Genomic DNA, 19,282 nt, shown 5'->3' with positions numbered 1-19,282 from the left:
TTCAGCGTCGATGAGCCAAGGACCTGACCAGGCGATCGCCGGCACTCTGCACCCCCTGGACCAGCAGCACCAGGATCACCACCGTGGCCACCATGACCTGGTTGTTGAAGCGTTGGTAACCGTAGCGGATCGCCAGGTCCCCCAGGCCCCCGCCACCAATGACCCCGGCCATGGAAGAAAAACCGATCAGCAGCACCAGGGTCAGGGTCAACCCGGCCAGCAGCGCCGGCAGGGCCTCGGGCAGCAGCACCTTGCCAATCACATGGCCGACATGTCCGCCCATGGCCAGCACCGCCTCGATCCGGCCCTTGTCCACCTCGTCCAGGGCGTTCTCGACGATCCGGGCAAAGAACGGGAAGGCACCGATGGTGATCGGCACTACGGCGGCGGTGCTGCCCAAGGTGGTCCCCACCACCAGTCGGGTCAGGGGGATCAGGGCGATCAGCAGCACCACGAAGGGCAATGAGCGCCCCAGGTTGACCAACATCCCCAACAAGCGATTGAGTCGCACCATGGGGAGCAGCCCGTCCTGGCGACTGACGAACAGCAAGATACCCAGGGGCAAGCCGATCAGCACAGTGAACAGCGCGGCCAGCAGCACCATGTACAGGGTTTCGCCGGTGGCGTTGAGCAGCAGTTGCGCCAGTTCGGTCCCATCCAGTGCCAGGCTCATAGCCGCTCACTCCGCACGCCGCGCTGGGCCAAGGCGCCCAACAGCTGCTCGAAGCGGCCTGGGTCCGCAGCGCCGGCAGCGATGCGCAAGCGCCCTACCCGCTGGCCAGCCACGGTCTCCACTCCGGCGGCCAGGACCTGCAGCTTCAGCGCCTGCTGTTGGCTCAATTGTTCCAGTAGCGGCGCGGCGCGCTGGTTATCGAAAAAGGTCAATTCGGCCTGCAGTTGCTCGCCTGCCACGGGCAGGTTGTAGCCCGGCAGCAGTGCCCGCCCGAGCGCGGACTGCGGGTCCGCCAGCAGGCGCTCGATCGGCCCGCACTCGAGCAACTGCCCGCCAGCCAGCGAGGCCGCGTGGCTGCAGATCGAGCGCACGACCTCCAGCTCATGGGTGATCAGCACTATGGTCAGCCCCAGCTCACGGTTGATCCGTTGCAACAGCTGCAGGATCGAGGCCGTGGTTTCCGGGTCCAGGGCACTGGTAGCCTCGTCCGAGAGCAGGTAGCGCGGACCGGCCGCCAGGGCGCGGGCGATGCCTACCCGTTGCTTCTGGCCACCGGACAACTGCCCGGGAAACGCCAGGGCCTTGTCGCCCAGCCCCACCAGTTCCAGCAGTTCCAGGACCCGGGCGCGGCGTTGCGCCTTGGCCAGGCCGGCGATCTCCAGCGGTACCGCGACGTTATCCAGCACCGTGCGCGAATGCAGCAGGTTGAAGCCCTGGAAGATCATGCCGATGCGCCGGAGCTGGCGACGCAACTCGGCCCCGGACAGGCAGCCCAGGTCCTGGCCATCCACCAGTACCCGCCCGCTGCTGGGGCGCTCCAGCAGGTTCAGGCAGCGCAACAGGGTGGACTTGCCCGCGCCGCTGCGGCCGAGGATGCCGTAGATCGCTCCGTCGGGAATCTCCAGCGATACCTGCTGCAAGGCCGCCGGCTGGCCGTCACCGTAGCTCTTGCCCAGTTGCTGGACCTGGATCATGGCTGCTGGCCCGCGACCGGGAGTACCGAGCCAGCGAAGGTCCGGGTGATGAAGCCGGCCACTTCGGGCGACGCCAGGTCCTTGGCCAGTTGGCGAATACGGGGATCGTCCTTGAGTTCGGGCGTGGTCACCAGGATGTTGGCATAGGGGTTGTGCTCGGCCTGCTCCAGGCCCAGGGCATCCTTGGCCGGCACCAGCCCGGCCTCCAGGGCATAGTTGCCGTTGATCACCGCCAGGTCCACGTCCTCCAGGGCCCGGGGAATCTGCGGCGACTCGATCTCGAGGATCTTCAGGCGCCGGGGGTTCTCGGCAATGTCCTTGGGAGTCGCCTGGTCGCGGGCCGGATCACTGAAGCCGGACTTGAGGCGGATCAACCCATGGTCCTGCAACAGGTACAGGGCGCGACTGAGGTTGGTGACGTTGTTGGGCACCGCCACCGTACCGCCCTGGGGCACTTGGTCGAAAGCCTGGTGCCGCCGGGAATAGATGCCCAAGGGTTCGATATGTACGCTGGCCGCCACGGCGAACGGCTGCCCGAGGGCCTGCTCCTGGGACTTGAGGTATGGCAGGTGCTGGAAGTAGTTGGCGTCCACGTCGCCATGGGCCAGCAGCTCATTGGAATTCACACCATTGGGAATCTCGATCACCTTGAGCTCCAACTGTGGGTCGAGCTTTTGCACATAGGCGAGGATCTGGGCGTGGGGCACCGGGTCGGCGGCGACTCGCAACGGTTGCGCGGCGGCGCCCAAGGGGCCGAGCCCGATCAGCAACGCCAGGGCGGACAGATAGGTCTTCTGCATGGGCAATGTCCTTGATCGACGATAGGGTCAGGCACTCACGGCCTTGGGCACCAGGGCATCGGCATAGAAGCGCCGGGCCACATCCGGATGCGAACGCAGGCGGCCCTTGAGGTAGTTCCAGCCAACTTCTCGAAACAGCGGGTTGTGCGGGTCGCTGGCCGGGCCGCGGGCCTCGTCTCGCAGCGCTGCGGGCAATGGATACAGCGGCACTCGGGCATCCAGCTGGGCGCCGAGGAAAAACGCCAGGGACAGCCGCTCGCGCCCCGCCGGTGGCGACAGGACCCGGTGCACGGTAGCCCGCAGGTAGCCATGGGTGGCCAGCTCCAGCAGCTCGCCGATGTTCACCACCAGGGTACCTTCCCGTGGCGGGGCATCGATCCAGCGGTCCTCCTGCACTTGCACTTGCAAGCCTGCCTGCTGGTCCTGCAACAGGAAGCTGAGGAACCCCGAGTCCTTGTGCGCCCCGACGCCCTGGTTGCTCTGCCCGGGCACCTGGCCCGGATAGCGGATCAGCTTGATATGTTCGTTGGGACGCTCCCCGTACAACTCATCGAACGCCGCCTCCGGTAACGACAACGCCTGGGCGAAGGCGCGCAGCAGGCGCAGGGACATGCCGGTCATCGCCTGCTGCCACTGAAGCAGCAGCGGCTTGAATTCAGGCAACGGCCCAGGCCACTGGTTGGGTCCTTGCAGGCGGGCCCAGGCTGGACTGTAGGGTTCAAGGTCCAGGGCCGGGCGCTCGGCTCCCAGGTCGAACTGTTCGCGCAGGTCCGGCTGGCCACGGGTGATTTCCGACGCCGCGCGGGTGTAGCCACGAAAGTGCGGCGAGTGGATCATGTCTACCGCAGCCTTGTCGGCCTCGGGCAAGGCGAAGAAGGCCCTGGCCTGGTCCTGCACCCGACGCAACAGCTGGCCATCGATGCCATGCCCGCTGAGGTAGAAAAAGCCGACATCCCGCGCCGCCTGGCGCAGGCCGTCGAGAAAGGCCTGGCGCGGTTCGGGCGCGGCGTCCAGCTGGGCCAGATCCAGGACAGGTAATGCAGTGATATCCAGCGAATGCGACATGTTTCACTCTCCTGTGAATGACCATCTCCGAAAAGCGATGGCTCAGAGCTTGGCGAGGGAAACCTCGGTGGACTTGACGAAGGCGATCACTTCGCTGCCGACCTTGAGCTCCAGGTCACGCACCGAACGCGTGGTGATCACCGAAGTGACGATGCCCGAAGCGGTCTGCACATCGATTTCCGAAACCACCTGGCCCTGGTGGATCTCCTTGATCACGCCCTTGAACTGATTGCGTACGTTGATCGCTTGAATGGTCATGCGGGCACATCCTCTGTTGGTACCGGACTCAGGAGTTGAGCGGCTGGCGATTAACATGCACCTTCGATCAAAGCCTTAAAAGGAATAAATAATTAGAACTTTATTCTTTTCAGAGATATGCCAGGTGCCACCTTCCTACCCTCATTCCCAAGCCTTCGGTGCTTGACCGGCACTGGACGCTTTGTTTCCCTGTGCCCTTCCCTCATCGATCCACAGATGCCAGGAGATAGTCATGCGCAGGTTGCAGCTCGCGGGTATGCAGGTTCCAGTCATTGGCCAAGGCACCTGGCGAATGGGTGAGGATCCTCGGCAACGAGAGCGCGAAGTCGCGGCATTGCGCTGCGGCCTCGACCTCGGGCTGAGCTTGATCGACACCGCCGAAATGTACGGCGAAGGCGGCGCCGAGGAAGTGGTCGGCCGAGCCATTGCCGGACGGCGCGACGAGGTCTTCCTGGTCAGCAAGGCCTATCCCCACAACGCCGGCCGCAAGAGCCTGCCCCAAGCCTGCGAGCGCAGCTTGAAACGCCTGGGTACCGAGGTCATCGACCTGTATCTGCTGCACTGGCGTGGCCAGTATCCGCTGGAGGAAACGGTCGCGGCCTTCGAGCGCTTGCGCCAGGACGGCAAGATCCGCCGCTGGGGCGTCTCCAACTTCGATGTGGCGGACCTGGACGAGCTCGATACGCCGGCCTGCGCCACCAACCAGGTGCTGTACAACCTGGAGTCCCGAGGGATCGAGTTCGACCTGTTGCCAACCTGCCAGCGACTGGAAATGCCGCTCATGGCCTACTGTCCGATCGGCCAGGGCGGCGCCTTGCTGGCCGAACCGGTGCTGCAACAGGTGGCACGGCGCCACGGCGTTACACCGGCCCAGGTGGCTCTGGCCTGGCTGTTGTGCCAGGACGGCGTACTGGCCATTCCCAAGGCCGTACGCCCTGAACATGTACGCCTCAATGCCGAGGCTGGCGAGCTGCAGCTGCAACCCCAGGATCTGCAGGAGCTGGACCGGGTGTTTGCGCCCCCCGCTCGCAAGCAGCGCCTGGGAATGGTCTGAGGCATGTCCGTACCTGAACCCGGACAAGGTTCCAGGTGAATGCCCGACGCCCGCCATGACCCCAGGTGGGCTATGGCGTTGTACTCGGAAAAATCTAATTTGCCGCCGATGATTTAAGAATTGTCTGATCCCGGCCTGTCATGCCCACAATTACAGTTGGCGCATGAGATTAAAAAGCTATCTACATCAGATCAATCCTCTCTTTTCCTCTCCCGAAGCAGCCCGCCGGCTGCTTCGTGTCGTTGCGCTGATTTTCCTGATCGTCCTGCTGGGCGCCGTCTACAACTTCCTGCGCTCGACCCTCAACAACGAGCTGTCTCAGCGACGCAGTTACATGAGTAGTGCCATCACCGAAGCCCAGGCATTCTTCACCACCCGTGAAGCCCTGCTGGAAAGCCTCAGCCTGGCCACCGTGTACCAACCCCTGCCGATCACCGACGATCTCACGCCAAGCAACGATTCCTCCGAAGAGATCCACCTGCGCCTGGGCTCCCATGGCGAACAAGAGTGGGGTCTCTGGCTCACCCAGCGCATGCGCGACCATCTCAAGCACAAGCAACTGACGCTGTTGTACGTCCAGGCAGGGCCACAGCCTGAAGTCCAGCAATTGTTCAGCCCCCATCACGAAAGCGCCGATCTGCCCCGCCCCCTGCTCGCCAGGTTGTCCAGCCTGACGCCCGACGAGGTGCCCATGGGCGATGAGCTGTGGCTGACGGATCATTCTTCCGGGGCTGCCCGGCTATACATCTTCACCCGCCTCGACGAACGCTTCGCCGACTCCGGCTGGCTGGGCCTGGAGATGGACGGAGGGAGCGTTTCCGAAGCCCTGCAGAACCAGGACGCCGGTGACTTCATAATGTTCAGCTCCCTGGGCGGGCTACTCCTGAGCAGCACTCCCAACCGCCAGTTGGTCGAAGCGGTGCAGCGGGTCAAGGGTGAAAGCTTCTTCGGTTTCCTGGGCGGCCGCTGGTGGCCCGACCACGTAGTGATCCGCAAGCAACTCGGCACTTCCGATTGGCAGTTGGTGTACTCCTTCGACCTGTACACCCTGCTCAAGACCCTGTTGCCACAACTGCTCGCCGCGTCGCTGATCAGCCTCCTCGGCATGGCCCTGATCGGCTTGCTGGCCCACTGGATCGAGATACGTCTGATAGCCCCAGCCATGCATCGGCTCCAGGCCCTGATCGAAAGCGAGGCGTTCAGCCGCGACGTGATCCAGATCGCCCCCGTGGCCCTGTGTGTATTGCGCCGCAGCGATGGCCAGGTAGTGCTGGAGAATGCCCTGTCCCAGCAGTGGCTGGGCAACGGCAGCGAACGCGAGCGATTATGCGCCGGCTGGATCGGCCGGGCGTTCGATGCCAATCGCTCCGATGGCTCGGACTATTTCGAGACCGCCGGTGGCCGTCACCTCTATATCAGTTCTGCGCCCACCCGCTACAAGGGCGAAGACGTGCTGTTCTGCGCTTTCAGTGACATCACGGCGCGCAAGCAGATCGAGGCCACCCTGGAAGAAGCCAAGCGCCTGGCCGATACCGCCAACGAAGCCAAGACCCTGTTCCTGGCCACCATGAGCCACGAGATCCGCACGCCCCTGTATGGAGTCCTCGGGACCCTGGAGCTGCTGGCGCGCACCCACCTTGACGAGCAACAACAGGACTACCTGCGAGCCATCGAAGGCTCCTCCGGTACCCTGCTGCAACTGATCTGCGACGTGCTCGACGTATCCAAGATCGAGGCCGGGCAACTGGCCCTGGAACTCAGCGAGTTCAATACCCTGGAACTGGTGCACGAGCTCATCCAGAGCTATGCCGCAGCCGCCCAGGCCAAGGGCCTGCAACTCTATGCCTGTGTCGACCCGCAATTGCCGGAGATGCTCCTGGGCGATGTCACGCGGATCCGCCAGATCCTCAGCAACCTGTTGAACAACGCGGTCAAGTTCACCGATTCGGGACGTATCGTCCTGCGGGTCAGGGGCGGCCTCCACGACGGCCAGCACCACTACTTCGCCTGGCAAGTGTCCGACACCGGCCGGGGCATCTCCCGAGACGATCAGGCGCTGATCTTCGAGCCCTTCTACCAAACCGAAGGCAACACCAACGTCATCGCCGGTACCGGCCTGGGCCTGCCTATCTGCCAGCGCCTGACCCTGCTGATGGGTGGCACCTTGCGCATGGTGAGTGAACCGGGGCTGGGCAGTAGCTTCAGCCTCACCCTGCCACTGGAAGCTGGCAGCACCACGCCACGGCTCGTGCTCGCCGGCCCATCGCCTGCGCGGATGATCCACGTGGTATCGCCGATACGCGAACTGGCCGAATCGGTGACCGGCTGGCTACGTCGCTGGGGCGCGCGGGCCCAGGTCGGCCTGTCGGGCCGCAGTAGCCATGACAGCGACAGCGTGCTGATCGAAGTGCACCCCGGCACCATGGAGCAGCGACTGGAACCCGGCTGGACCGGACCATTGGTACTGGCCAGCGGTGACGGGCACCACGCAACACGCACCCACGAAGGTGCCTGGCAGGTCAACAGCAACAACCTGCGGGCGGTCCATCAGGCCGTCAGCCAGGCCTTGGGAACCTGGACGAATCACGATGAAGAACACCATGAGAGTCGTGAGCTGAAGAAGCTCAGCCTGCATGTACTGGTGGTCGAGGACAACCTGATCAACCAACTGATCCTCAAGGACCAGCTGGAAGAACTGGGCTGCAGCGTAGAGCAGGCAGCCAATGGCGAAGAAGCGCTGGGCATCTGGGAGAACGGATACTTCGACATGGTGCTGACCGATGTGAACATGCCCAGGCTCAACGGCTACCAGTTGGCCAGGGAGCTGCGTCGCCGCGGTTGCTCGATACCCATCATCGGGGCGACGGCCAATGCCATGCGCGGAGAAGAACAACTGTGCCTTGACGCCGGGATGAATCATTGCCTGGTCAAACCCTTCGCCTTGAGGGCGCTATTCAACTACCTGGCGTTGTATGAAAAAACCATCCATGAAGCCCCCAAGCATTTCGATCGCCGAAAGCCCACGATTACCGGGCCGCGACACTCTGGTGCCCCACCACCCGGGGACGAGCCCCGACGCACCAGGCCGACCTTGAGCCGAACGCTAGCCCCGCGACCGGGCGCCGGCTGATTCGCAGGGGCTCGGCCAGCGGGCCGGGCCATCCGACATCGATCCCCCCGCCCACTGTCCCGGCCCTCTGCGGGACGTAGAACCGTATTCAAAGAAACAGCCCCGTCATCGGGTCTTAGCCATGTGCTCGGTATATCAGTGATGAAGTACACCCCCCTCTTCCTGGAGTACCTGGTTCGCTACCAGGCGCGACTGAACCTGGGCCTGTTGATCCTGCTGGGTCTGGCCGTGCTATGCAGCAGCCTGGGCTGGGTAGCGATGCACCTGGCGGAGCGACAGTCCGACCACCTGCGGGTGCACTTCACTCGATTGATGGAAAATATCCAGGAACAGGAACTGTTCCTCAAACATGCAGCTAGTCTGGCCCCAGCCAGCTCGCATCTGGGCAACACCCGCTACCCACTGCCGTTGCATCCTGCCTCCGGGTCCCTGGCCCATGACAATTGCAATGACCGGCAACTACCGGGCTCCCTGGTCCTGGATCGCCCCCTGATCGCCAATGACCTGCCGCGACTGCTCATGGTGGGCATGCATCTGTCGACGTTCTATCGCAGCTTCTGGTCGGACTCTCGCCACAGTTCACCCAAGGTGCTGCTGCTCAATGCCTGCAGCGGTCTCGACCTGGCGAGCCTCGCGCCCCGCACCCGATCCGGCAAGCCTGAATCACGTGATGATGCCGTCGGTCCGTCGCTACCAGAGCTACGCCTGGCGCTACTGAAGCAGCAACACCTCGCCTCGCAGCAGGTTAACTGGCAACCCTATTCACAATCCGGCTCGAACGGCAGCGGTGCTCAACTGCTGGCCTATACCACTCTGCGCTTGGCTCCGACACAGCTACAAGTGGTTGGAGCCGACGGCTGGATGAAGATGGTCTCGCTGCTGGCACTGGACGAAACCGGCAAGCAGGAAGGCCTTCTGGCTGCGCCAGTCTATGACGACTTCACCCTGATCGATCCGGCCGGCACCCTATTGACCGGCTCCCGAGGATCGGCAACGGCCCTGCACGACGGCCTGAACTTCGGCCACCAGGGCATCACCCTGAAGCTCACCAGTCACACCCCGCCCCTCTGGACCGGGCTCTACGGCATCAGCTACCGCAAGCTCTACGGGCAGGCACCATGGGTCACGGCCAGCCTGCTGGGGTTGATACTGGCAGCGGCCACCTGGGGTTGGGGGGCCAGCCGCTGGCAACGCAACCGCAAGCCGGTCGCGATGCACACGCCACACGAGCAGGTAGTGGAAAGCGAGGCCTTCAGCCGCACCATCATCGAGACCGCCGCCACGGGCCTATGCGTGCTGCGTCGTGAAGACTTCAAGCTCCTGCTGGAAAATCCCCACGCCCGACAAGGAGCAGGCAGCAGCGACATGCTATCGATACTGGAGCAAGACCCGCACCGTATCGACAACGGCGAGTCTTGCCTGGCCGTTGGCGGGCGCCACTTGCAAGTGAAGTTCGTCGCGACCCGCTACCAGGACCAGGAGGCGGTGCTCTGCGCCTTCAACGACATCACCCGCCAGGTTGAAAACAGTCGTGCGCTGAAGCAGGCCAGGCGTGCAGCGGAACTGGCCCGCGAAGCCAGGGCCCGCTTCCTGGCGGTCATGAGCCACCGGCTGCGAACGCCGCTGTATGCAGCACTGGGGACCCTCGAGCTGCTCGGCCTGACCCCATTGGACCCACGCCAGACTGACTACCTGCGCACCAGCCAGCGTTGCTCGAATGCCCTGCTCCAATTGATCAGTAATATCCTCGACGTCTCCCGGATCGAGGCCGGGCATATCAGCATCGCTGCGGTGGAGTTCTGTCCGCTGGACATGGCAGAGGCAGCCCTGCAAGAGTTCGCGGCCGCCGCCCAGCAGCGGGGCCTGCTGCTCTACGCCTCCATCGACCCCAAACTGCCGGATCTGCTGCGGGGGGACGGTCGGCGGATCCGCCAGGTACTCGACAACCTGCTGGGCAATGCCATCAAGTTCACCGACAGCGGCCGGGTGGTGTTGCGCCTCCGGCTACTGGAATCGGTTGGACAGCGAGCCTGCATCGAATGGCAGGTCTCCGATACCGGCATCGGCATCCCCCCCGCGGATCAGGCACGGTTGTTCGATCTGCATCAGCAGTTGGGCGATACTTCCAATCGTGCCGGCTTGGGCCTGCCCCTCTGCCAGCAGCTCTGCACCCTGATGGGTGGACGATTGCAGGTCACCAGCGAACCTGGCTTGGGCAGCAGTTTTTCCCTGCGCCTGGAGTTGCCGCGCCTTCCCGGTTCCTCGCCAAGACTGAGGCCTCTTGCGGAAGGGCCACCCGTGCACGTCCGGGCACCGGTACCGGAGCTGCTGAAAAACACCTGCGACTGGCTCAACCGCCTGGGCATCCAGGCCTCGCCGGCACCTGCCGACTGGAGCCAGCAGCCCCAGCAACGGGTACTGGTCGACTTGCTACCCAAAAACACCCTGTGCTCCTGGCCAGGACCACGGGTCAGCGCGCTATGCGCACCATCCCCGGAGCAACAACCCCAGGACCAGGAATGGATAGTCAGCGCCTACGATATCCGGGCCATCGCCGAGGCGGCCTCCCAGGCCCGTCAAGGGCGACAGTCTGCCGTGGCGCCACCGGCCGATGGCACCAGGAGCCCGCTGCGCCTGCACGTACTGGTGGCCGAGGATAACCCCCTCAACCAGGCCATCATCCAGGAGCAGCTACAGGCCCTGGGCTGCCGCACGACCCTGGCGGCCGATGGCGAACAAGCCCTGCAGCACTGGCAACCACAGCTGTTCGACGTGGTGCTGGCGGACCTGGACATGCCGCTCATGGACGGTTACGAGCTGACCAGGCAACTGCGCCAGCGCGACCCTCGACTACCGATCATCGGCATCACCGCCAATGCCCTGCGTGAGGAGCGCAGTCGTTGTCTCGCCGCCGGGATGAACGCCTGGATCGTCAAGCCCATGGACCTGCAGCACCTGTGGCGGCAACTGTCACAGCTCTGCCCGCCCACGGCCGGCACGCTTGCGCCTGCGTCACAACCGTCCGCTCCCAGCGAACCCGAGCACCCACATTTCCCCCAGCTCTCTGCGAGGATGCGCCCGTTGTTCGTCCAGACCATGAATCACGACCTGCAACGCCTGGATCACACGCTCGCAAGCACCGACCTGCAAAGTGCCGCCGAACGCCTGCACAGCATCGCCGGAGCCCTGGGCGCAGTTCAGGCCCCGGCCCTGGCCAGGGCCTGTGCCGAGATGGAATGCCGCCTGCAGGACGAGCCATGGAGCTCATCCCTGGAGCAGCAGGTCCGGCAACTGATGCAGCGGTTGTCCGAACTGCTGGCGTTTCTTGAATAACCAGTGGCGGTGATTGCATATGCCGCCCGCCCTACGTTCACCCAGCCGATTGGCGTACTACACGGATTGTCTCTGTCATGGAAAAACTCAAAGTAATCATTGCCGATGATCACCCCATCGTACTGCTCGGCATCCGCGAACTGATGGAACGCGACGAACGCTTCGAGATCGTCGGCGAGGCCATGTGCTCGGGGGAGCTGGTACGGCTGCTGGAGAGCCGGCACGCAGACCTGGTCATCACCGACTACAACATGCCCGGGGATTCGCCCTACGGCGATGGCCTGAAGCTGGTGGAGTTCATCACCCGTAACTTCCAACGCGTGCAGATTCTGGTTCTGACCATGATCTCCAACCCGCTGATCCTCAGCCGCCTGCATGAACTGGGAGTGATGGGAATCATCCAGAAGAACCAGCTGCACGAGGAAATCCAGCTGGCTCTCAAGGCCTTCGCGCAGAAGGGTATCTACCGTAGCCAAGCGCTCTGTAGCCAGTCGGTGGTGGAGTCGAACATAGCGCTCAACGAGCGGATCGCGACCTTGTCACCCAAGGAATATGAGATATTGCGCCTGTTCATATCCGGCAAGAGCGTCAGCGATATCGCTCGTAGCCAGAATCGCAGCTCCAAGACCATCAGCGCCCAGAAGATCTCCGCCATGCGCAAACTGGAGGTGCAGAGCGACCTGGACCTCCTGACCTATTGCATTGGCCGCAATCTCTTCAGTTGAAACCCACCCGCAAAAGGAATCGCCCCGACCATGAACCCGTCAACGGAACGTGACACCAGCCTGCTGGACCTGGAACGCCTGCAAGGCGCCTGGGAACAGACCGGGATGGAGGACAGCGGCATCGTCAACCCGCCCGACGAGCACAGCGCCCCGGGCGCCCTGACCTGGATCGAGGGCGAACGCTTTCGCGTGGTGACCGTGGATGGCCAGTTGCTGCTGGCCGGCAGCTTCACCCTCGATAGCAGCACCACGCCCAAGTCCATTACCTGGGTCGACTCGATCGGCGCCGATGCCGGCCAGCCATTGCCGGCCAGCTACGAGCTGACGGACGACGAGTTCGTCTTCATCGCCGCCGATAGCGGCCAACCCCGGCCTACCCGCTTCCACACCGGTCCCGGGCAAACCCTGCGGCGCTTCGCCAGGGTTCGTCAGGGCCGCTGAAGTCCAAAACCCTGCACGCCCCATCGACGGCGCAGCAACTGCTACTGGCAGTCCTGCGCCGTTTCCTCTTCGGCGATAGCCCACCAGCGCGGCAACAACCGACGCACCCGTGGCTCGGCAAAACGATCGTCGATCAGCATCAGCACCCCTCGATCGGCCTGGCTGCGGATCACTCGCCCTGCCGCCTGCACCACCTTCTGCAAGCCGGGGTAGAGGTAGGTGTAGTCATAACCTGCCCCGAACAACGCGCCCATGCGCTGCTTCATCTGCTCGTTCAAGGCATTGAGCTGGGGCAAGCCCAGGGTGGCGACAAAAGCCCCGATCAAGCGCGAACCCGGCAAGTCGATGCCTTCGCCGAACGCACCGCCGAGTACGGCGAAACCTATGCCCCGCCCCTCGGCCTGGAACCGCTGCAGAAACTCCTCCCGCAAGCTTTCGTCCATGCCTCGCGACTGCAGCCAGATGGGAATTTCCGGATGCTTGCGGGCCAAAAGCTCGGCCACCTGCTGCAAGTATTCGAAACTGCTGAAGAACGCCAGGTAGTTGCCAGGACGAGCCGCGAACTGGCCGGCCATCAACTCGACGATGGGCACCAGCGAGGCCTGGCGCCGGGCATAACGGGTCGAGATCTGGCTGACGATGTGCACATCCAGTTGCGTGGCCGCGAACGGCGATTCGACATCCAGCCACACGGCACTATCGGGTACACCCAACAGGTCGCGATAGTAATGCTGGGGTTCGAGCGTCGCGGAAAACAGCACCACGCTGCGGGCCGCCTCCAGGCGCGGGCGCAGCAGCGCCGCCGGCACCACGTTGCGCAGGCTCAGGCGCGACAGGCTGCGCCGGGCGTTCAAGGTGCGTTTGCTGACATCGAAGATGAAGGGCTGCTCGTCGAACAGCTCCGCCACACGGGCAAACTGCAGTAGCTCGAAATACAACCCCTGCACAGCCGCGTCCAGGCCCTGGGGGTGTTCATTGAAGTAGTCGCCGATGGCCGCCACGCACAACCCCAGGGCCTTGAGCCAGGCGCCGGGCAAGCACCCATGGGCCTGGTACGGCGCAACCTGGTCCTTGTGCAGGGCATTCCACTCGCGATTCAGGCGCTGCAAGGGGCTCTTCAGGGCCTGCGGCGCATTCTTGCGCACCTGGGCCAGTTGCTGCTGGTCGAGGCTGGCGCTGTACATGCCGCGACCGCGCTCCACCAGGTTGTGGGCTTCGTCCACCAACACCGCCAGTCGCCACTGGTCGGCCTGGGCCAGGCCGAACAACAAGGCCGTGAAATCGAAGTAGTAGTTGTAGTCGGCCACCACCAGGTCGCTCCAGCGGGCCATTTCCTGGCTCAGGTAATAGGGGCAGACCTGATGTTCCAGGGCCAGCTGGCGCAACGCCTGGCGATCCAGCAATGGCACCTGGCTGGCTGCCTGGCGGGCCGCCGGCAGACGCTGGTAGAAACCCTTGGCCAATGGGCAGGACTCGCCATGACAGGCGTTGTCCGGGTACTCGCAGGCCTTGTCCCGGGCCACCAGCTCCAGAACCCGCAGCGGCAACCCGGCATGCTCGGCGAACAGCACCCTGGCGGCATCCAGGGCCAATTGTCGGCCCGGGGTCTTGGCGGTGAGGAACAGTACCTTGTCCAGTTGCTGCGGGGCCATGGCCTTGAGCATGGGGAACAACGTGCCCAGGGTCTTGCCGATACCGGTGGGAGCCTGGGCCAACAAGCAGCGACCGGTACTGACCGCCTTGTACACCGACTCGGCCAAGTGGCGCTGGCCGGGGCGGAACTGCCCATGGGGGAAAGCCAGCTCGCGACAGGCCCGGTCCCGCTCTGCGCGGTGCTGCAACTGCTGTTGCGCCCAATCCAGGAAGATCGCGCATTGCTGCTCGAAGAACGCCTGCAACTGCCCGGCGCTGTACTCCTGTACCAGGGCGGTTTCCTTTTCGCTATGGATGTCGAAATACACCAGTGCCACGCGGATGCCCGGCAACTGCCGGCTCTGGCACAGCAGCCAGCCATAGACCTTGGCTTGGGCCCAGTGCAGTTGCCGATGGTTGTCGGGCATGCGCGACAAGTCGCCGCGAAAGGTCTTGATCTCCTCCAGCAGGTTCTGCCGGGGGTCGTAGCCATCGGCCCGGCCCTTGACCAGCAACGGGCCATGCTGGCCCTCCAGGGATACTTCGCTCTGGTACTCGGGATTGCGCCGGGCGGCCACCGTGCGATGCCCCTGCATACCCTCCTGGGCGGTGGGCGATGGAGTGAAGCGCAGGTCCAGGTCCCCGTGCTTGGCGCTGAACTCGCACAAGGCACGCACCGCGATGCGATAACTCACGCCGGGGCGTCCTGCCATTGCACGTAGCACACCGCCACCGGCATGCCGTGCTCCTGGCAGAAGTCCAGCCAGCGCAACTGGTTGTCCTGCAAGCGGTCGCCCGGGCCCTTGACCTCGATCATGCGGTAGCTCTTGTCCTCGGGCCAGAACTGGATCAGGTCCGGCATGCCGGCGCGGTTGGCCTTGATATCCAGCAGCAGGCGTTCGAACCAGTGCTTGAGGTGCGCAGCCGGCAGGCAGTCCAGGGCCAACTCCAGCAGTTCCTCGCTCAAGGCTCCCCAGAAGACGAAGGGCGATTGCAGGCCCCACTTGGCCACGAAACGCTGGCGGATGCTGTCGCGGTAACGACCATCGTCCAACTCTTCCAGGCAGGCCTGGAACAGCTCGCGGCGGCGCTCATGGAAGTCCTCGCTCAGCAAATCCACCGGACCGCGCTGGAACGGGTGGAAGAACGCGCCTGGCAACGGTGCGAAGATCGCCGGCCAGCAGAGCAATCCGAACAATGAATTGACCAGGCTGTTCTCCACATAGTGCACCGGGGCCAGGGGTTGGTGCAGGTGAGCCTGGACCACCTGCTCCACCGCCAGGCCCTCGCCATCGCGCGGCAGGCACAGCTCCAGGCGCGATACCTCACGGCTCGCCACCCGGGCCACCGGCGGCCCACCCAGCTTGCGTCGCAGGCGCGGCAGCATGCGCAGCAACTGCTGGGCCTCGGCAGCGCTTTGCGGCGCCGAAGCGGCCTGCTCGGCCAGTGCCAGGGCGCCAGGATAGTCGGCGCTGCGCTCCAGGACCCGGATCAGGCGCAAACGGGCCCCGGGATAGGGGCAGCGCTGGTAGATCAGCCTCGCCTGCTCCCAATCCGCCAGGCGCTCGCAGTGCTGGCCCAGCATGAACAGCAGCTTGTCGCGGCGCTTGTGCAGCCAGGGGTTGGCGCTGTCGAAGGCGCTGATGCGAGCCAGCAGCCCAGGCAGCTGTGCGCCGGCCTCGAACGCTTCCTGGCACTGATGCAGGTAGATGAAGCCATCCACATCGGCACGGCTGCGCAAGCCCCGGGCATCGGCGCTGATCTGCACGGTCTCGTAGCTGTAGACCCCAAGATCCGCCAGGACGAACTCCGACCAGTCCTGGTAGAGGTTGCCGAAGAACATCAGGCGCAGGCGATCGCACAGGTCCATGACCGTCAGGCTCAGCAACCGATCCTCCAGCTGCGGGCACCACTGGCCGAATGCCCGGGCCTGGGGATAGGCCTCCTGCAGCACTTGCAGCCACTGCTCCTTCCTGGCCTTGGCCGGCAAGTCCTGGTCCTTGAAGCACAACTGGATCTCGGGCTTGGCCAGCAGGCCGAACAGTTCTTCCAGGGGCAGTGGCGCCTGGTCGTCGATCCAGCCCAGGTCGAGCAATGGCGCCAGGGCCCGGGCCGTATCGCCGATCTCCGGATAGCTCAGCCGGGCCAGGCGAAAATGCCGCCCCTTGCGCATCACCATGCGCACCAGCAGTGCCTGTGCCGGCTGTCCAAGCGAGGCGAAATCGGCGATGAAGCGCTGCTCTTCGCCGCTCAGCACATCGGTATAGCGTTGCTCCAGCCAGCCCAGCACTTGCTGGAAGTTATGCAGGTAGTAAAGAGGGTTCTCGAGGGGGTTGGAAGTCACGGGAGAAAGGCGCCACGGCAGGTCTATACTGGTTATGCGTACAGATAACAGCCGCTGCCCCTGCCTGGCAAACGTTATTGGATAAATGGTGGAGAGAAGTTTTTTTCCATGGACCAGCGAACTTTCGTCGTCTTCACTACACCAAGGGCCAGGACTTATAGTGCCCGCGCAATGCGGATACCCCATCGATATCGAGGTCTGTATGAACCTGAAGAACCTGGGCCTGCCCCTGGCCATCCTCGCCACCCTGGCCCTGGCAGGCTGCTCCACCCCCACCGTGGTAACCCTGCAGAACGGTACCCAGTACCTGACCCGCGACCAACCCAAGACCAAGACCGCCGACGGTTTCTATGAGTTCCAGGACATCTCCGGCAAGACCATCCGGGTCAAGGCCGACGATGTCGCCACCGTCCGCAAGGAAAAATGACCCGCCCGGCTCAGGGCGACCAGGGTGACCAGGGCAAACCGCCCTGCCCCGGTTCACAGAACACCCCGGCAGCCTTGCCACGCTTGACCAGTTCATCCCTTACCTGTCGGCAGCGCTGACGCTCCCGGGCGTTGGCATTGTCGATGCTGATATTGCCGGTAGCGTCCGGTGCCTTGTTGTCGCCCAGGCGCAGGTTCACCACTGGCTGCTCGGGCTCCAGCCGGAAGCGGCTACTGGTGGTCGGTTGGCTGTCTGCTGGTACCGGCTGTCCCGCCGGCAGTTGGTCCGGGCTGATCCCGTAGCGTTTCAGGATCGAACTGGGAGGCAGCTCCCCGGCCGATGCCAACGTGGCCCACAGGGCCAGCACCAGGCCGCTCGCATACCTCTTGCTGCTACTCACTGTCAAAACTCTCCAATACCTTGAATCGATTGCACCGCGCGTCATGTGCCTGAAGTAACGCATCGGCGCCACGACACTTTAAGAATATTGGAGTCACTGGCTGACCATATGGTCACTTGATTGCCTAAAAACAGCGCGAGTCCTGTCGAAGTCGCGCTGCTCGCCTGTCAGGCGATGGTGATGCCGGAACCGTTGAGCTGCGTGAGGCTGACGCCCACCAGCGTCACCGAGTCCTGGCCGAAGGTCAGTACCGTATCGTTGCCGCTACTGCTGGCATGGGCCCGGTAGTCCTGTTCCGGCAGGACTCCGCTGACGCCCATGAACACCAGCTTGTCGCCGCCTTGGTAACCGACGATACGGTCCTGGCCGAAGTGGCCGGTGAACAGGAAGGTATTGTTGCCGCCCCCCGACTCCATCAGGTCGTTGCCGGCCCCGCCGACGAATACATCGTTGCCCTGGCCACCGATCAGGTGGTCGTTGCCATCCAGGCCGAACAGCCAGTCGCCGCCGGCATGGGCCTTGAGCACGTTGTCGCCGGCATCGCCCCGCACCGACGAGGCGTAGCGGGTCAGTTCGCCACCAACCTTCAGGCCCTGGTCGGTGACCTGGTGCACCACGTCGTCCTTGAGCAAGCCCCAGAGGAACCCCGGCTCCTTGCTCTGGATCGCGCCAATGTCGCGGGTGATGCTGATCCCGCCGTTGGCGTCGCGTACATACAGGGTGCCGGCACCGTCGCTGGCGAAGCTGTAGTCGCTCACCGAGTGCTGCAGGTCGAGGACGTTGCTGCCCTTGCCGCCGAGGATGATGTTGTAGCCGCCGGCGTCACGGAAGGTATCGTTGCCATCGCGACCCTCCAGGTAATCGTTGCCGCTGCCACCCTGGATCAGGTCGTTGCCGTCGGTGCCGATGATGAAGGTGCTGCCCTTGTGGGTCTCGGCATTGCGGTTCAGGTCCTGGACCCAGGTGCTGGCCCGGGCCGGGTCCGACAGGTTGGCCACCACGATGGTGGAGTCCTTGCTGGTGTACTCATAGAACTTCGAATCCAGCACCCGGGTCAGGCCATCGCCATAGCCGGTGGGCAGGTGGGAGATCCAGGTGGAGATCTTGAGGATCGAGAACGGCACCACGTTCCATAGGGTCGAGGCGTAGTGGTCGTTGAAGTTGACGATGTTGTTGGTGGCCGACGCCTGATGGGTATCGTGGATGCCCACCGAGGCCAGGTTGAAGCTCGAGCCGTCGAGGGCGCGGAACACCGGGTCGTTCTCATAACCGATGTTCAGCACCTTGTCGCTGGCACTCTGGGTCGGCGAGGCATAGGCGATGTAGTTGGCGTCCTTGAAGAAGCCCGACCAGCGTCCACCACTCAGGTCCGCCAGGCTGTTGACCGCCAGGCCGCCGAGGCTGTGGCCACTGACCAGGATGTCCTTGCCGGACAGGCCATTGGCCTGGGCGAAGGCCGCGACATCCCCCAGCAGCTTGCCGAAGGCCTCGCCGGCGTAGTTCTTGGCGTAGTCCTTGGGCCCCAGCGCTGCCAGCAGGTCGCTGATCAGGTCGCCGATAGAGTCGCTGATCAACGACTCCCGCGGCCCACTGGTACCGCGAAAGGCGATGCCGATGGAACTCAGGTGCCCTTGTGCATCGTACTTGCCGAGGATCTCCACCTGGGCCGTCTCATAGCCGTTCTTTTCCCCGAAGAAAGTCCCCCGGGCATCGACCTTGCCGGTATAGCCCAGTTGCTGGGCGCTGATGGTGGACCAGCCCGCCTTGTTCAGCGCCTCCTTGGCGGCCTTTTCCGAATCCGGGTTCCAGGGGATGCCGGGGATCACCCCCTGCGAATCGCTACTGCCGATCAGCGCGGTGATCAGGGTCGCCGGCAGGCCGAGGCCGAAGCCATTGTGCTGGTAGCCCACGGCAAAGCCGTTGTCGAGGTTGTGGTAGGAATACAGCGTGATGGCCATGGCATCGGTGAACAGCGCCTTGGATTCAGCCGTACTGAGGTTTTTGTAGTCATAGACACCCATGGTAT

15 protein-coding genes are annotated in these 19,282 nt (G+C 63.9%); 6 read left to right on the top strand and 9 right to left on the bottom strand.

Features of this window, described 5'->3' with window-relative positions:
- Position 1: 1 nt before the first annotated feature.
- The 5 genes from AC3WK8_RS16190 to AC3WK8_RS16170 are packed head-to-tail and all read right to left on the bottom strand — an operon-like array spanning position 2 to position 3,770.
- A complete protein-coding gene (locus AC3WK8_RS16190; RefSeq protein WP_053129481.1) occupies positions 2-673 on the bottom strand; it encodes a methionine ABC transporter permease in 672 nt (223 codons plus the stop codon).
- Entirely contained in the window at positions 670-1,647 is a 978-nt protein-coding gene (locus AC3WK8_RS16185; RefSeq protein WP_103325121.1) for a methionine ABC transporter ATP-binding protein, read from the bottom strand. Before AC3WK8_RS16185 ends, AC3WK8_RS16190 begins: the two co-directional genes overlap by 4 nt.
- Entirely contained in the window at positions 1,644-2,447 is an 804-nt protein-coding gene (locus AC3WK8_RS16180; protein ID WP_103325120.1) for a MetQ/NlpA family ABC transporter substrate-binding protein, read from the bottom strand. Before AC3WK8_RS16180 ends, AC3WK8_RS16185 begins: the two co-directional genes overlap by 4 nt.
- Positions 2,448-2,474: 27 nt before the next feature.
- Entirely contained in the window at positions 2,475-3,512 is a 1,038-nt protein-coding gene (locus AC3WK8_RS16175) for an isopenicillin N synthase family dioxygenase (protein WP_053129474.1), read from the bottom strand.
- A 42-nt stretch (positions 3,513-3,554) separates the two neighbouring features.
- Positions 3,555-3,770: a TOBE domain-containing protein gene (locus AC3WK8_RS16170; protein ID WP_022638908.1), complete on the bottom strand. Its 216-nt coding sequence runs from the start codon at positions 3,768-3,770 to the stop codon at positions 3,555-3,557.
- A gap of 232 nt (positions 3,771-4,002) precedes the next feature.
- Between AC3WK8_RS16170 and AC3WK8_RS16165 the strand changes: the two genes are divergently transcribed.
- From AC3WK8_RS16165 to AC3WK8_RS16145, 5 genes are all read left to right on the top strand, one after another.
- Positions 4,003-4,824, top strand: coding sequence for an aldo/keto reductase (locus tag AC3WK8_RS16165; RefSeq protein WP_103325119.1), 822 nt, complete (start codon positions 4,003-4,005; stop codon positions 4,822-4,824).
- A gap of 163 nt (positions 4,825-4,987) precedes the next feature.
- Complete coding sequence (locus tag AC3WK8_RS16160) at positions 4,988-7,954, top strand: ATP-binding protein (RefSeq protein ID WP_103325118.1); 2,967 nt, start codon at positions 4,988-4,990, stop codon at positions 7,952-7,954.
- Between the two features lie 141 nt (positions 7,955-8,095).
- Positions 8,096-11,287 carry a hybrid sensor histidine kinase/response regulator gene (locus tag AC3WK8_RS16155; protein WP_103325117.1) on the top strand — a complete coding sequence of 1,064 codons (3,192 nt, stop codon included), beginning with the start codon at positions 8,096-8,098 and terminating at the stop codon, positions 11,285-11,287.
- A 77-nt stretch (positions 11,288-11,364) separates the two neighbouring features.
- A complete protein-coding gene (locus tag AC3WK8_RS16150) occupies positions 11,365-12,012 on the top strand; it encodes a response regulator (RefSeq protein WP_103325116.1) in 648 nt (215 codons plus the stop codon).
- Positions 12,013-12,042: 30 nt separating this feature from the next.
- Positions 12,043-12,453, top strand: coding sequence for a TIGR03067 domain-containing protein (locus tag AC3WK8_RS16145; RefSeq protein WP_085597795.1), 411 nt, complete (start codon positions 12,043-12,045; stop codon positions 12,451-12,453).
- 41 nt (positions 12,454-12,494) lie between these two features.
- Here AC3WK8_RS16145 and AC3WK8_RS16140 read toward each other — a convergent pair whose 3' ends face one another.
- Together AC3WK8_RS16140 and AC3WK8_RS16135 are read right to left on the bottom strand one after the other, a co-directional pair.
- Positions 12,495-14,780, bottom strand: a complete 2,286-nt coding sequence (locus tag AC3WK8_RS16140; protein WP_103325140.1) for an ATP-dependent DNA helicase — start codon at positions 14,778-14,780, stop codon at positions 12,495-12,497.
- Positions 14,777-16,429 carry a VRR-NUC domain-containing protein gene (locus AC3WK8_RS16135; RefSeq protein WP_103325115.1) on the bottom strand — a complete coding sequence of 551 codons (1,653 nt, stop codon included), beginning with the start codon at positions 16,427-16,429 and terminating at the stop codon, positions 14,777-14,779. Before AC3WK8_RS16135 ends, AC3WK8_RS16140 begins: the two co-directional genes overlap by 4 nt.
- A gap of 202 nt (positions 16,430-16,631) precedes the next feature.
- On the opposite strand from AC3WK8_RS16135, the gene AC3WK8_RS16130 reads away from it, so the two are divergent.
- On the top strand, positions 16,632-16,856 hold the full coding sequence (locus AC3WK8_RS16130) for a YgdI/YgdR family lipoprotein (RefSeq protein WP_103325114.1): 225 nt from the start codon (positions 16,632-16,634) through the stop codon (positions 16,854-16,856).
- Positions 16,857-16,866: 10 nt separating this feature from the next.
- Here AC3WK8_RS16130 and AC3WK8_RS16125 read toward each other — a convergent pair whose 3' ends face one another.
- Positions 16,867-17,256, bottom strand: a complete 390-nt coding sequence (locus tag AC3WK8_RS16125) for a hypothetical protein (RefSeq protein WP_103325113.1) — start codon at positions 17,254-17,256, stop codon at positions 16,867-16,869.
- A 167-nt stretch (positions 17,257-17,423) separates the two neighbouring features.
- Positions 17,424-19,277 carry a polyurethane esterase gene (locus AC3WK8_RS16120; RefSeq protein WP_103325112.1) on the bottom strand — a complete coding sequence of 618 codons (1,854 nt, stop codon included), beginning with the start codon at positions 19,275-19,277 and terminating at the stop codon, positions 17,424-17,426.
- Between the last annotated feature and the right edge of the window lie 5 nt (positions 19,278-19,282).

It is taken from the genome of Pseudomonas sp. FW507-12TSA (genome assembly GCF_058781435.1).
This window is presented reverse-complemented; position numbering and strand designations above follow the sequence as displayed.

Coding starts and splice junctions, on each gene's coding strand:
- AC3WK8_RS16165 (WP_103325119.1), top strand. CDS start 4,003: ATGCGCAGGTTGCAGCTCGCGGGTATGCAGGTTCCAGTCATTGGCCAA.
- AC3WK8_RS16180 (WP_103325120.1), bottom strand. CDS start 2,447: ATGCAGAAGACCTATCTGTCCGCCCTGGCGTTGCTGATCGGGCTCGGC.
- AC3WK8_RS16145 (WP_085597795.1), top strand. CDS start 12,043: ATGAACCCGTCAACGGAACGTGACACCAGCCTGCTGGACCTGGAACGC.
- AC3WK8_RS16190 (WP_053129481.1), bottom strand. CDS start 673: ATGAGCCTGGCACTGGATGGGACCGAACTGGCGCAACTGCTGCTCAAC.
- AC3WK8_RS16160 (WP_103325118.1), top strand. CDS start 4,988: ATGAGATTAAAAAGCTATCTACATCAGATCAATCCTCTCTTTTCCTCT.
- AC3WK8_RS16130 (WP_103325114.1), top strand. CDS start 16,632: ATGAACCTGAAGAACCTGGGCCTGCCCCTGGCCATCCTCGCCACCCTG.
- AC3WK8_RS16170 (WP_022638908.1), bottom strand. CDS start 3,770: ATGACCATTCAAGCGATCAACGTACGCAATCAGTTCAAGGGCGTGATC.
- AC3WK8_RS16155 (WP_103325117.1), top strand. CDS start 8,096: ATGAAGTACACCCCCCTCTTCCTGGAGTACCTGGTTCGCTACCAGGCG.
- AC3WK8_RS16150 (WP_103325116.1), top strand. CDS start 11,365: ATGGAAAAACTCAAAGTAATCATTGCCGATGATCACCCCATCGTACTG.
- AC3WK8_RS16185 (WP_103325121.1), bottom strand. CDS start 1,647: ATGATCCAGGTCCAGCAACTGGGCAAGAGCTACGGTGACGGCCAGCCG.
- AC3WK8_RS16120 (WP_103325112.1), bottom strand. CDS start 19,277: ATGGGTGTCTATGACTACAAAAACCTCAGTACGGCTGAATCCAAGGCG.
- AC3WK8_RS16175 (WP_053129474.1), bottom strand. CDS start 3,512: ATGTCGCATTCGCTGGATATCACTGCATTACCTGTCCTGGATCTGGCC.